13 protein-coding genes are annotated in these 13236 nt (G+C 33.9%); 9 read left to right on the top strand and 4 right to left on the bottom strand.

Features of this window, described 5'->3' with window-relative positions; genetic code table 11:
• Positions 1 to 260 precede the first annotated feature (260 nt).
• The 9 genes from ACP7AT_RS09080 (at position 261) to ACP7AT_RS09040 (ending at position 7678) form a co-directional block, all read left to right on the top strand.
• Positions 261 to 692 carry a PepSY-like domain-containing protein gene (locus ACP7AT_RS09080; protein WP_426064015.1) on the top strand — a complete coding sequence of 144 codons (432 nt, stop codon included), beginning with the start codon at positions 261 to 263 and terminating at the stop codon, positions 690 to 692.
• 351 nt (positions 693 to 1043) lie between these two features.
• Positions 1044 to 1799: a phosphatase PAP2 family protein gene (locus ACP7AT_RS09075; protein WP_426064014.1), complete on the top strand. Its 756-nt coding sequence runs from the start codon at positions 1044 to 1046 to the stop codon at positions 1797 to 1799.
• Between the two features lie 497 nt (positions 1800 to 2296).
• Complete coding sequence (locus ACP7AT_RS09070) at positions 2297 to 2401, top strand: phosphatase PAP2 family protein (RefSeq protein WP_426064041.1); 105 nt, start codon at positions 2297 to 2299, stop codon at positions 2399 to 2401.
• 267 nt (positions 2402 to 2668) lie between these two features.
• Complete coding sequence (locus tag ACP7AT_RS09065) at positions 2669 to 3838, top strand: MFS transporter (protein ID WP_426064013.1); 1170 nt, start codon at positions 2669 to 2671, stop codon at positions 3836 to 3838.
• Positions 3839 to 4317: 479 nt separating this feature from the next.
• Positions 4318 to 4947 carry a PIG-L family deacetylase gene (locus ACP7AT_RS09060; RefSeq protein WP_426064012.1) on the top strand — a complete coding sequence of 210 codons (630 nt, stop codon included), beginning with the start codon at positions 4318 to 4320 and terminating at the stop codon, positions 4945 to 4947.
• Positions 4948 to 4963: 16 nt separating this feature from the next.
• The gene (locus ACP7AT_RS09055) at positions 4964 to 6109 is read left to right on the top strand and encodes a glycosyltransferase family 4 protein (protein ID WP_426064011.1); all 1146 of its coding nucleotides are present in this window, start codon (positions 4964 to 4966) and stop codon (positions 6107 to 6109) included.
• Positions 6106 to 7335: a glycoside hydrolase 100 family protein gene (locus tag ACP7AT_RS09050; RefSeq protein WP_426064010.1), complete on the top strand. Its 1230-nt coding sequence runs from the start codon at positions 6106 to 6108 to the stop codon at positions 7333 to 7335. The genes ACP7AT_RS09055 and ACP7AT_RS09050 overlap by 4 nt, the downstream gene beginning before the upstream one ends.
• Positions 7336 to 7467 carry a hypothetical protein gene (locus tag ACP7AT_RS09045; RefSeq protein ID WP_426064009.1) on the top strand — a complete coding sequence of 44 codons (132 nt, stop codon included), beginning with the start codon at positions 7336 to 7338 and terminating at the stop codon, positions 7465 to 7467. It abuts the gene before it with no gap.
• Positions 7468 to 7495: 28 nt separating this feature from the next.
• Complete coding sequence (locus ACP7AT_RS09040) at positions 7496 to 7678, top strand: alpha/beta fold hydrolase (RefSeq protein WP_426064040.1); 183 nt, start codon at positions 7496 to 7498, stop codon at positions 7676 to 7678.
• A gap of 774 nt (positions 7679 to 8452) precedes the next feature.
• On the opposite strand, the gene ACP7AT_RS09035 is transcribed toward ACP7AT_RS09040, so the two are convergent.
• The 4 genes from ACP7AT_RS09035 to ACP7AT_RS09020 form a co-directional block, all read right to left on the bottom strand.
• Entirely contained in the window at positions 8453 to 10177 is a 1725-nt protein-coding gene (locus ACP7AT_RS09035; protein WP_426064008.1) for an ATP-binding protein, read from the bottom strand.
• A 1-nt stretch (position 10178) separates the two neighbouring features.
• A complete protein-coding gene (locus tag ACP7AT_RS09030) occupies positions 10179 to 11306 on the bottom strand; it encodes a sensor protein KdpD (RefSeq protein WP_426064007.1) in 1128 nt (375 codons plus the stop codon).
• Positions 11307 to 11330: 24 nt separating this feature from the next.
• Positions 11331 to 12413, bottom strand: coding sequence for a porin (locus ACP7AT_RS09025; RefSeq protein WP_426064006.1), 1083 nt, complete (start codon positions 12411 to 12413; stop codon positions 11331 to 11333).
• 191 nt (positions 12414 to 12604) lie between these two features.
• Positions 12605 to 13159 carry a K(+)-transporting ATPase subunit C gene (locus ACP7AT_RS09020; protein WP_426064005.1) on the bottom strand — a complete coding sequence of 185 codons (555 nt, stop codon included), beginning with the start codon at positions 13157 to 13159 and terminating at the stop codon, positions 12605 to 12607.
• Positions 13160 to 13236 lie beyond the last annotated feature (77 nt).

Genomic DNA, 13236 nt, shown 5'->3' with positions numbered 1-13236 from the left:
AAAAAAAAATTACGGGAAATCGCGATTGTATTTTAGGTAATGAGAATTTGTGCAACTACTTTAAGGAAACAGCCGGAGACTTACTTTTAATGCCAAAAAATATAGATTATGCACTACCGAGCTAATTTTTGGGGTTTATAAATAGGACGATAAAATATTTTAAATGTAATATCGCAGATAAAGCTATTTGGTGAAAAATTCAATATTTCTTCAAAATTGGTTTATAGCTTTGAATAGTATTAATTTTAAATGCAATAGCAATGAAAAAGTCACTTTTAATTATCGTTCTAAGTATAATGTCATTTGTTTCTTTTGGACAAAAAATTAAAGAAAAAGAAGTGCCAAAAATTATTAAAGAGGCATTACACGAAAAATATCCCAATGCTTACGGCGTAAAATGGGATAAAGAAAAAAACAATTATGAAGCCAGTTTTGATGTTAATAAAATAGATAATTCGGTTTTATTCAACGGGGAAGGGAAAATTGTTGAAACAGAGATAGAAATACAAATCAGTACACTACCTAAAAATGCTTTAGACTACATTAACACGCATTTTAAAAATCAAAAAGTAAAAGAAGCTGCAAAAATAATTAATGAAAAAGGAACTTTAATTTATGAAGCTGAAATAAAAGGCAGTGATTTATTATTTGATGAGAATGGAAATTTTATCTCAATAGAAAAAGCTAGTTAGTTTTAATTTTATAGCATCCACAACTTTTGTGGGTGCTATTTTTATTTATTTTTTCGATGTGTTTCCAAAATTATTTTTTAGACCATTATGCTAAAAAAAATCAAAATGTCACGCAGATTTTCCTTATTACTTTATTTTACACTTTGCTTTCTTATTGTGTCTTAAATAGTACGAATAGTCTTTGTTATTTGGCAATTTGATGAAGTTTAATTTAATTTTTTACCGTTTTGGGAACATTATTAACCAAATTATTGTTGGATTGTATGTTACGGGGACAAGTACCTTTCGGGGTATGGAAGCAATGACACTTTGCATTTCGCCTACACCAGAACACTATTTACAATAATACCTATGTTAAAAATCATTCTATTTTCATTAATTAGTTTCGCATCTCTTACTGCACAAGAAGTAAAAACAGATACTATTTCAAAAGCGGCGATTGCCAAAAATATTAAATTCAATTACAAAAAACTTATTATTCCGGCTGTACTAATAGGATATGGTTTTATAGGAATTGAAAGTGACCAGTTAAAAAGTTATAATTCTGAAATCCACGAGGAAGTAAAAGAAGATATTGACAGAAAGACAACTATTGATGATTTTTCGCAATATGCGCCGGTACTTTCAGTTTACGCATTAAACGCAGCTGGAATAAAAGGAAAAAATAATTTAAGGGATCGTTCTATAATATTGGCTACTTCCTACATCATTATGTCTACAACGGTTCTGGGTTTAAAATCGTTAACCAAAGTTGAAAGACCCGACGGGAGTAACAATAATTCTTTCCCATCAGGGCACACTGCAACTGCTTTTGCAGGAGCTGAGTTTTTATGGCAGGAGTACAAAGACAAATCCTTTTGGTACGGAATATCAGGATATATTGTTGCAACAGGAACGGGAGCATTTAGAATTATCAACGATAAACATTGGCTTACAGATGTTGCCACTGGCGCAGGAATTGGAATTTTAAGCACTAAAATTGCGTATTGGATGAATCCATATCTAAACAAGAAATTGTTTAGATCGGAAAAAAATAATACAACATCAGTTATCGCGCCTTTTTACAATGGAAAAGAGTTAGGACTCTGCTTTGCGAAGACTTTTTGAATATCACTAAAGCACTTACTGCCTGAATGATTGCAATTCGTACTTTATAAAATAAAATGTTTAAAAATCTTTCTTAAATCGATTTGTTGTTTTTCATAACTATTGCAAATGCTTAAAGCGTAAACATAAATCTTGGGAGAGATATTAATCTTAATAGAAATAGATCATTTGACCCTTTTTTTACTTTTATAACTCATAGTGTTTCTCCCATTTTCATTGTTATACTTGGCAGTCTGTTATTATTGAGTTGGATTAGAAATGAAAAGGTAGTTCAAAAAAAATCCATTTATATTGTGATTTCTATACCTTCATGAAATTAAACACTAACAGAATCAAGCTGTTTTTAAAATATTCCTTTTTAGAAAAAGTAACAAATGTTACAAGTGCATCTTTCCCGTCAGATCATACTTCAAAAGCATTTTTTTACGGCAACTTCATTAGGTATCACTTTTCCAAAATGGTCAATACTGGTGTTTTCATTTTTATAGGCTAGAGCCATTGGTTATTCACGTATGTTTTTGGGTGTTCACTATGCCAGCGATGTGTTTGCGGGTGCCATAGTCAATATAGGTTCCGCGGCGATTGTTTATGCAACGACTTGATTTTAAATACGAACCAAAAAAATCGGATAAAATAAAAAATAATTGTAACGAGAAAGGGATGTTCGTGAAATAAACAAATAACTACGCTTTTAAAAATTTTTAAAACATAAATTACGCCGCAATTATCAGGTTCCAAAACATGAAATTCCACACCACTATTTAAAAGCTATTGCAATAAAATTAGCGATTATGAATTATATTTGATTTTACTACGGATAAAAATTTTAAATTATTTTTAATCTAATTTCACAAAACAATTGATGACTGATGAAAATAAAAAGAATTACAAGAACCGTCTGGATACTATCTTTAGTCAGTTTGTTTACTGATATGGCTAGCGAAATGCTTTATCCAATAATGCCTATTTATTTAAAAACAATCGGATTTTCTATTGTTCTAATTGGTGTTTTAGAGGGTTTTGCCGAAGCATTAGCAGGATTAAGCAAAGGCTACTTTGGGAAATTATCTGACAGTTCAGGAAAACGTGTACCGTTTGTGCAAATCGGTTATGCATTAAGTGCATTGTCAAAACCAATGATGGCAGTTTTTTCTTTTCCCCTATGGATTTTCATTGCACGAACGATAGATCGTTTCGGAAAAGGAATTCGCACTGGAGCAAGGGATGCTATTCTATCAGATGAAGCCACAGCGGAAACAAAAGGAAAAATTTTTGGTTTTCATCGGTCAATGGATACTTTAGGTGCAGTTCTTGGACCAGCATTAGCACTAATGTATCTTTATTTTTATCCACAGGATTACAAAACCCTATTTTATCTTGCTTTTATTCCAGGAGTACTTGCAGTTGGAGCAACCTATTTTTTGAAAGACAAAACAAAATCCTATTCAACAGAAAAAAGACATATTCCCTTTTTCTCCTTTCTTAATTATTGGAAAAAAAGCTCAGCACAATATCGGAAATTAGTAATCGGACTATTATTATTTACATTATTTAACAGCTCCGATATTTTTTTGCTACTAAAAGCCAAACAAGCAGGATTGAGTGACACAGCAGTAATTGGAGTTTATATTTTTTACAACTTGGTCTATGCAATTTGTGCATTCCCATTAGGAATTTTCGCTGACAAAATAGGACTGAAAAAAATGTTCGTTTTCGGACTTTCGTTATTTGCAATGGTGTATTTTGGAATGGCTTTCAGCACAAGTTTTTACGCAATAGCATCGTTGTTTTTTATTTATGGCGTTTACGCAGCTGCAACTGAAGGGATTTCAAAAGCGTGGATTACTACTATTTCAGACAGAAAAGATACAGCCACCGCGATAGGAACCTATTCAGGATTTCAAAGCATTTGCACTATGTTAGCAAGTACGTTAGCTGGATTAATTTGGTATCAGTTTGGGGCCAGTGCTACATTTATAGTTACGGGAATAGCAACACTAGGTATCATTGTTTACTTCTCATTTCAATCATTCCGGTAAATTTTTGTTTTACAAATCATATAGTAAACTAAACTTCTCTCAAAATCATCACGCAATTGTTTTACAATATCTTTCGTTCCTCTTATAAAAAAGTCAACTAATTCTTTATTCATTAGGGTATTTTTGATTTCTATTTTCCCGTAACCTAAAATGAGTACATTCCCTCGTTTTAGGATTGCCTCTGTATTTATTACGTTAAATTATCATCAGTACTTTAAAGATGGCCAAAGTGCGTCGCGCTTGCGTCAACCGCTATTATATTTAAAAAAAATTGCTTTAACTGCTGAAAATCAGTACATTTAGATTCGAATTCAAGAAGCAGCGACATTTAAATATTACATAATTCATTTGATTTCTGGAAAAATTTAATTTGTGGCTGTGCAAGGCAAAATCGAATCTGCCTTTAATGCCCTACTAATTAAATTCTTGCTTCTCATTGCTCCATATAATTATTCAGGTTGCCACAAACAATTTTGAAAATGAAAAGTAAAGCAACTAAAACAGTAGCCATAATAGTCGCACATCCTGATGACGAAATCCTTTGGGCCGGTGGAATTATACTGAATAATCCCCAGTGGCAATATTTTATTACCAGTCTTTGCCGAAAATATGACGAAGATCGTTCCGCAAAATTTTATAAGGTTATTAAAATTCTTAATGCACAAGGTACAATGGGCAATCTCGATGACGAACCTGAACAAAAACCTATAAATGCTGCACAAGTGGAGCAAAAAATATTGGATTTATTACCCAATGAACATTTTGATTTAATCATTACTCATAGTCCTTTTGGAGAATACACCAAACACTTAAGACACGAGGAAGTAGGTAGAGCTGTAATTACACTATGGAATAAAGGTAAAATTGCCACAAATAAACTTTGGGCTTTCGCTTATGAGGATGGTAATAAAAATTATTTTCCAAAAGCAATTGAAAATAACACCTATTTTGAAACGCTCAAAAAACGGATTTGGAATAAAAAATACAATTTAATAACCGAAACCTATGGCTTCGAGAAAAACAGTTGGGAAGCAAAAACAACACCAAAAACAGAGGCATTTTGGGTTTTTAATAACCCAAATGAAGCAAATATGTTTTTGAATAGATAATATTAAAATTATATTTATGAAAGTATTGGTGCTTTATGATTATCCACCATCACCCGGCGGATTGGCAACTCAAGGCGATCTTTTGTATAAAGGCCTGCTCGAATTAGGAGTTGATGCCAAAGCAGCTCATTTTGGATCAACACAAGAAAAAGAGTGGTATTATCGCTGGTTTCAACCCGATGTAGTGGTCGGTATTGGCTACTGGGGGCATACGCCACAGTTAATTTTACATCCGCAGCAGTTTGGTGTTCAGCCCGTTCCCTGGTTGGTTGCAGATGGCTACATTGCCAATTATCAGGAAGTCTTAAATGAGCTTCCTTTAATATTGGTCACTTCACATTGGGTAAAAGAAATGTATGTCAGAGACGGAATTAGTGGAGATAAAATTGAAATTTTGCCTGTGGGTTGCGATACCAATTCTTTCAAACCTTACGATAAAAACAATCCTAAAATACTGGCTGTTCGTGAATTTTTAGGTATTTCTCCTGACCAATTGATGATTTTAACCGTTGGTGGAGATGCCGCATCCAAAGGTGCTCAAGAAGTCATGCAAGCATTGGCAATTATTAAGACTAAAGTTCCAGATTGGAAATATGTATGCAAAGTCTGGCCTCAACAACGAACAACATCTCAAAATTCTCTGGATCTACAAATAGCATCCGATTTGGGCATCGAAAAAAACGTAATTTATGAAACAAATACTATTTCTAGAAATTTCATGCCTTACTTCCTTGCTGCTTGTGATATCTACGCTGCTCCATCTCGTCTAGAAGGATTTGGAATGTCACAAGTAGAAGCGGGTGCGTGCGAAAAACCAGTAATTGGCATAAAAGCAATGGGAATGCTGGACACTTTAGTTGATGGCGAAACCGCATTTTTAGCTAATGTTGCACAAAAGATTGTGGTAAATGAAGTTACGCTCGGCCACGAATCAGGATTTGAAAATAATTACAAAGTTCAATTTAAAGAAGCTCGAACCGTCGATTACCGCGCAAATGTTGAAGATATCGCCGCTGGATTATTGAAATTGATGAATGATCCAGAATTAAGACAAAAAATGGGTGCAGCAGGCAGAAAACGAGTAGTCGAAAATTTTGATTATAAAATAGTTGCACAAAAATTTATAGATATAATGAATGATAAATTAGGTATAAAAAAATGATAAATTCACAAAAAACTACAGTAATAAATGCGGCCAAAAAGGCAGCGATCGAAGTGCTTTTACACAATATGCATGGTCCATTTCAAGGACTTCCCCGAACTGCGGGCTGGGGTTATCCGGAACCGTATACTAGAGATTTATTGATTTCGATTCTAGGAATTGCCGTTTCTGGAAATGAAAAACTATTAGAAAGCATTAGGAAGGTTTTGGAAACTCTGGCAAAAAACCAAACAGAAAAAGGACATATTTCATCATTGGTTCATGATGGTGATGATAGAGGAGCAAGCGATACAACGCCTTTATTTTTGTTGGGAGTGGGTATTTACAGAAAAGTAATCGATGATCCTGATTTTTTACAAGAGGCCGTACAAAAAGCATTAGTTTGGATGGAATATCAAAGTCCATCCGACATGTCTTTAGTTGCACAACAACCTACCAGCGACTGGCGCGATGAACAGTGGGTATTGGGCTACGGATTGTTTGTTAACACGTTGGTTTACAGTTTTCTGAAAATTTTAAATAAATCTCAAAGAGCCGATGAAATACACCACGAAATGAGTCAATTTACCATTACGGGAGGTGTAATTCACGGTCATGTACACGAGGGTTTAGTGTTAAAAGACAAACCTTATTATGCCTTTTGGTCGTATAAAGTTTATAGTAGTGAGCGCTTTGATTTATTAGGAAATAGCCTTGCTATCTTATCGGGAATCGCTTCACCCACCAGAGCTAATGAAATTGTTTCCTGGATAGAAACCGAATGCGATGCAATGAAAAATAAAGGATTATTGGCAGTTGATTTACCTCCTAATTTTTTCCCTTTCACCCACCCGGGCGATCCTGATTGGCACGATAGATATTCCGAATTCAATACCCCAGGCAACTATCACAATGGCGGAATTTGGCCATTTATATGCGGTTTTTATGTTGCCGCCTTAGTTGCAGCAAACAGATTTGCATTAGCAGAACAGAAATTAATAGTTTTAACTGAATGCATGAAAAAAACGAATCTTTTGACAGAATCAGCAGCTGAAAATAACGATATATCCAATAAATATATAACTGCCGAAAATCAGGAATTTGGATTTAATGAGTGGATAAAAGCGCAAAACGGGGAACCCAAAGGTCAAAATTGGCAAACTTGGAGTGCCGCAATGTATTTATACGCCGCGAAATGCGTGGAAGGAAAAAGAACGCCTTTCTTTGAAGAAATGCGACAGAAATAAATGAGTAATCTACACTTCATTTTAGATACAATTTCACTAGTTAATATCGCAGGAACAAGACCTGAAGATGTTTTTTGGGCAGGTATTGCCGCCAAATCCTTACGGAAAAGTCATATTGCCCTTTCACAATAAAAATTTCAGTGGGGTGTAATGCGAGTAGATTATAAAAGTACTAAGTAAAGAAGGCTTTCATGTACTTGCTACTGACCAAATTGGCTTTGGAAAATCCACCAAACCTGTGAACTACCAATTCAGTTTTCAGCAAATGTCTCTTAATATTAAATCAATTCTCGACAGTCTGAACATCAATAAAATTATTCTTTTATTACATTCTATGTGTTAAATGCTTGTTGCAGGATTTGCATCGTCCAATCCTGATATAACAGATAAACTGATTCTCGAAATGGAAAAAAAGAAAAAACCAACTAGAAACGCTCCTCAAAAAAATAGTATACACAATCCTCTATTAAATCCCGTTTCAAACTTTACGACAACTCCCTAATTTGAAAAACCTGCAATGCTTCTCTTCCGCACAGGTTTATCTCATTTGTTTAATATTTGTTTTAGTATTCAGTGATTGCATTTCATTGTTACTGCTGATCATGGAACGAAACCTTAGTTGTTAACAGCCGACTTTATAATTGTGCGCATCTTCCTCCAATAAATTTCCAGTTTTCGTCATCCGATTTGCAAATTTGGATTTGTTTAAAGAAATATTTAATCGGTTAGTTTAGCATTTTCCTTCTTTTCTCACTTGTTCTTATAGCTTCTGCTTTATCCCCAAATATATTTATAAAATCTTTATTCGAAATAAAAACTTCGATCTCCATCTTTCCAGCGCAATGCAAATCCTTATACATTTTTTTTGCAATGGTGTATATCTCCCGAGTGATAAATAATAATCGATTTGGCAAGTAATATAAATCTAATAAAATCATTTCCAATTCATTTTCTAATCCTGAATGCGTATTTTAAAATTACGCGTCACATAGAATAACTATCGATTGTTAAAGTTTTTTGTTGTTTAGAAAATCATAACTCTTGGATACTAATTTGTTTTTGATTTTATGGTTTTTGTATGTGTGTTGATTGGTTATTATTCCTAAAAAATAGTAAATTACACGGCTGTCAATTTAAAATAAAAAGTACTGCCCACGCCCAATTCACTTTCCACTCCAATAGTTCCGTTTTGTGCTTCTATAAATTCTTTGCTAATAGCTAAACCTAGCCCCGTTCCAGACTTATGACTTCCTGGAACCTGAAAATATTTATCAAAAACTTTCGTTTTATAACGGTTATCAATCCCTTTTCCGGTGTCAATTACTTGAAAAACAACCTGATTATTTTCATTTTTAAGTTTTACAATTATCTTGCTGTTTTCTGATGAATAAGTAATTGCATTGGTTAAAAAATTAACCAGCACCCAGGCAGTTTTTTCACTATCCGCTTTTATATCAGGTAAATTTTGTTCGGTCTCGATAATTAGATCAATTTGTTTTAGTTCTACTTGCACTTTTACGGCTTCGGTAGCGTAACTAATAATTTCATAAGGGTTACTTTTCTCAATAGTAAGCTTAATATTTCCTGTTTCTAACTGCGATAATTCCAACAACTCCCCAGTAATTTTTAATAACCGTTGACTGTCGTCTTTTATACTTTCGATCAATTGCTTTTGATCTTCATTAATGTTTCCTGTTTCTGCTTTTTCAAGCAATTGCAAACTTAATTTTATCGATGAAATTGGCGTTTTTAATTCATGAGAAACAGTGGCTATAAAATTGGTTTTGGCAAAATCCAATTCTTTAAAAACAGTAATATTTCTCAAAATAATAACATTGCCAATATCAATAGTTTGATCTTCTCCTGTTGGTTTAATCGTAATATTTACGATCTCTTTCTCAAAATAACTTTCTTTTCCATCTGCAAAAATTTTCATTGGAAGTACTTTTCTACTTTCGTTTTGAAAATCGCTGACGATTAACGATTTCATCAAATCATTTGTCAGAGCGAGTGTTGCTGTAAGTTTTCCAATCACTTCCTCCGTTTTTAATCCAATTATTTTTAAAGCCTCGTCATTGGCAAATAAAATTAAACCCTGATTGTCTAACCCGACAATTGGGTCGTGCATATTATTGATTAAGGTTTCTAATCTTTTCTTTTCAAATGACAGTTTATACAAATTACTATTGTTATATTCCTGCAGTTTTTCTGCCATGGTGTTGAAAGATTTGGCCAGATCTCCAAATTCATTGTGATTCATGAAGTGCACGCGTTGCGAATAATTTTTATTGGCTATTTCCTTGATACTGGCCGTAAGCTCTTTTATCGGGTTGGCAATATTGTTGGGCAAATTCACCAGAAGATTAAAAGCAATCAGAAAACAAAGTGTTCCGGTAATCGCGATCCAAAAATTAGCCGCCTCTGCCGTGTGTTTGGCAATATCGCTTTTTTGTTTAATCGCATTCATATTCAGTTTCATAATCTCGAAAATGTCCTGACGAATTTGACTTTTTAGAGTTTCGTCTGTCTTGTTTTTTTTCAAAAAATTAAAAACTTTCTTTAAATTATAAGTTGCGTTATCCTCGCCAGCTTCAGTAATATTGGCAATTTGTTTTATGAGATTTGTTTCAAACACCACAATTGCTTTTTCTTCGTCAGCATTCATTTCATCCAAAGAAAGCAACATATTTCGAGAATATTCTAATGTGTTGTAATTGGCCTTCAGAATATTTTCGGTATCTTTTTTTATAGAAAAAATATAAAAAGCGCCAACTAATGAAAGAATTATTATCAATAGAAAAAGCAAGCCGACGCCTAGGTTTAATTTTGTTTTAATTTTCATTTTAAGATAGTATTACAAGGTCAATATTGGATGACGATAAGCTGTTAAGCAATTTATTAAAAACAGTTGTCGATAAAATTACTTTAAATAAACTCAAATGCGGTTTACCGATACAAACGGTGGTAATTTGCTTTTGGGCGACGACCTCTAAAATAGCATTCGTAATATGTTTGCTCTCCATTCGAATCACTTCAGCACCCAGCTGCGTAGCTAATTTGAAATTATTTATTAGATGTCGTTGTTTGTCGAGTGCAATTTTGTCGCTGCTTTCTTTTGGTGTTTCCACATACAAAACATACCATTTACTATTGTAATAACTCGCTAATCGAGCCGTCTTTCTTATGATTGTCTTGGCGATTTTGTCGTTACTACTGATACAACCCAATAATTTTTCATGTTTTACTGAGGCGTTTTTGGGCACTTCACTTTCCACTTTCCGATTAACTTGACTCGCTACTTCTTTCAAAGCCAATTCCCGCAATTGTAATATTTGATCCGATTTAAAAAAATTACTCAAGGCAGTTGAAATTTTATCTTCGGTGTAAATTTTACCTTCTTTCAAACGGGCAATCAATTCATCTGAGGTCAAATCAATATTTACCACTTCATCCGCTAATTTCAAAACACTGTCTGGAATGCGTTCCTGAACGTCAATATTCGTAATGTTTTTTACGTCCGCATTTAAACTTTCTAAGTGCTGAATATTAACTGCCGAAATAACATTTATTCCTGCATCCAGAATTTCCAAAACATCCTGCCAGCGTTTTTCGTTTTTGCTTCCTTCTATGTTCGTATGCGCCAATTCATCAACAATAACCACTTCAGGTCGCAAATTGATTATGGCTTGCAAATCCAGCTCTTCAAGCAGTTTCCCTTTGTAAAAAAGCGTTCGTCTTGGGATGACTGGTAAACCCGATAACAATTCGTGTGTTTCTTTACGATTATGCGTTTCGATATAGCCTATTTTTACATCGATCCCATTTTTCAAAAGCGTGTGCGCTTCTTGTAGCATCCGGAAAGTTTTACCTACACCGGCACTCATCCCGATGTAAACTTTAAACTTTCCTTTTCGTGATTTTTGAATTAAATCAAGAAAGTGTTTGACATTATTTTCTTTTTCGTTGTCCAATTAGATTTATATTTTAGAAAAAAATTAAAATGAAATCGCTATTGAAGTCGTTAAAAATAGATTTTGATTGCTGGGCAAATTATCTTTTAAAAACACCTCATCTTTACTTTTTAAATTTCTGGCTTCTACTCTAAAAATTAAATTTTCAGTCACTAAATAATCAAAGTTAGCCGAAAAACCATAGGTTTTAAATCCGTTTGGTGTTGCTGTGGCGATGATTACCCCTTTTTCATCTGCATAATATTCGCCTCTTGCTGCCAATTGAATTTTAGCTGTAGGTTTGTATTGTGCAATTAAAACAGGTGAAAACCAAACATCATATTGATCACTTTTGACTGCAGTTTGTTGCGCTCCGATATCAAAACCGGTATGAATATTTACTTTTTCAGACACTTTGAGCAAGGCGTAAAAATTATTGAAATAACGCCATTTTTTTTCCGTATCCGGTTGTTCATTCCCCACATAGGTACTCCAGTTCAAAGCCACTGAAGACGAAGGTTTGAAAGTCACTTGCGTCCCAAAAGCTGGGGTTTGATTGCCATCAATTTTCTGGATGCGTTGCCATCCGTTCAGATACATCGCCGCCAAATACCATTTCTCACTTTTTGAACTATACCCAATTTTTACTCCCGTTTCATAATACGGTGAGTTATCAGCCAAAATACTTCTGGTCAAAGCCATACAATCTTTACCAATGGCGCTTTCAAACCCAATGTGCGAAGGCATAATTCCCGCATCAATCCAAAGATTATGAGTTGCCGAAATTTTCACGCCTATATTAGCTTCATACACATTTCGCAACAAATCCGGTTCGGCAGCCAGATTGTATTGCGCATACGTTCCGGCCATGAGTGCAAAATTCCCACGAATATTGTCCTTGGCGTAATTCACTTTTGCCAATCCTAAATTCAGATTGACTTCATTATGTTTGTTATGACTGTAAATAAATCCTGGCCTCACATGATTGTCGGGTTTGCCAAAATCATAACTGTAATACGTTTCTATATAACCCGAAAACGTGAAAGGACTTTTTTCTTTCTCCACTTCCTGAGCATTAATTGTTGTACCTGCTAAAGCTAGTAATGCTATACCTACTATTTTTTTCATTTTTATTATTTATTATTTGAAGCTAATCCCGCTATTCGTTGCAATCTTATATTTTTAAACAAAAAATATAAGGATTTTCACTGCTATCGGGGCTAAAAAGTATTATCCAATAATTAAAATATCTATTTTTAATCAACTCTTTTTTAATCCTTTAAAAATTAAAATCTAAAATGTTTAAATAATAATTATTTTTATTTTAACTCATCCAAAGCGACATTCAACTCTAAAACATTGACTGTTGAAGTCCCTATTATTACAGGTGTATTAATTTTGGTTTCCACCAAAACTTTTACTTTTTCTTCCGGCAAGTTTCTTGCTGCTGCCACTCGTTTTACCTGAATCAACGCTCCTTGCGGCGAAATATTTGGATCTAAACCACTCCCGGAAGCCGTCACCATATCCGATGGAATTTCTCCTTTTTTCAAATATGGATGAACCATTAAAAAAGTATCAATTCTTTTTTGAACTAAAGCCAAATATTCCGCATTGCTAGGTCCTTTGTTGCTTCCCGCACTTCCCGCTGCATTGTAATCCACAGCAGAAGGCCTTCCCCAAAAGTAGTTTGATTTATCGAATTTCTGTCCAATTTTTTGGTAACCCACAACTTTTCCGTTTACGGTAACCGTTTCCCCTCTTCCTTTATTTGGAGCCAATTGCGCTATTCCGAAAATCGACATTGGATAAATGATAGCAAACAATACCATGATGAAGAGTGTGAATTTTAATATTGAAAATATATTTTTCATTTTTTTATTATTAAATGTTATTTTAAATATGTGAAATGTGAACGTATGTTGAATTAATATTATGGGATTCTCTTTTT

Source organism: Flavobacterium sp. DSP2-3-1 (assembly GCF_049896865.1).
Taxonomy (GTDB): Bacteria; Bacteroidota; Bacteroidia; order Flavobacteriales; family Flavobacteriaceae; genus Flavobacterium.
Note: the sequence above shows the minus strand (reverse complement) of the source record. Positions and strands in the feature narration are given on the sequence as shown.

Coding starts and splice junctions, on each gene's coding strand:
- ACP7AT_RS09020 (WP_426064005.1), bottom strand. CDS start 13,159: ATGAAAAATATATTTTCAATATTAAAATTCACACTCTTCATCATGGTA.
- ACP7AT_RS09050 (WP_426064010.1), top strand. CDS start 6,106: ATGATAAATTCACAAAAAACTACAGTAATAAATGCGGCCAAAAAGGCA.
- ACP7AT_RS09060 (WP_426064012.1), top strand. CDS start 4,318: ATGAAAAGTAAAGCAACTAAAACAGTAGCCATAATAGTCGCACATCCT.
- ACP7AT_RS09045 (WP_426064009.1), top strand. CDS start 7,336: ATGAGTAATCTACACTTCATTTTAGATACAATTTCACTAGTTAATATC.
- ACP7AT_RS09075 (WP_426064014.1), top strand. CDS start 1,044: ATGTTAAAAATCATTCTATTTTCATTAATTAGTTTCGCATCTCTTACT.
- ACP7AT_RS09080 (WP_426064015.1), top strand. CDS start 261: ATGAAAAAGTCACTTTTAATTATCGTTCTAAGTATAATGTCATTTGTT.
- ACP7AT_RS09035 (WP_426064008.1), bottom strand. CDS start 10,177: ATGAAAATTAAAACAAAATTAAACCTAGGCGTCGGCTTGCTTTTTCTA.
- ACP7AT_RS09055 (WP_426064011.1), top strand. CDS start 4,964: ATGAAAGTATTGGTGCTTTATGATTATCCACCATCACCCGGCGGATTG.
- ACP7AT_RS09025 (WP_426064006.1), bottom strand. CDS start 12,413: ATGAAAAAAATAGTAGGTATAGCATTACTAGCTTTAGCAGGTACAACA.
- ACP7AT_RS09065 (WP_426064013.1), top strand. CDS start 2,669: ATGAAAATAAAAAGAATTACAAGAACCGTCTGGATACTATCTTTAGTC.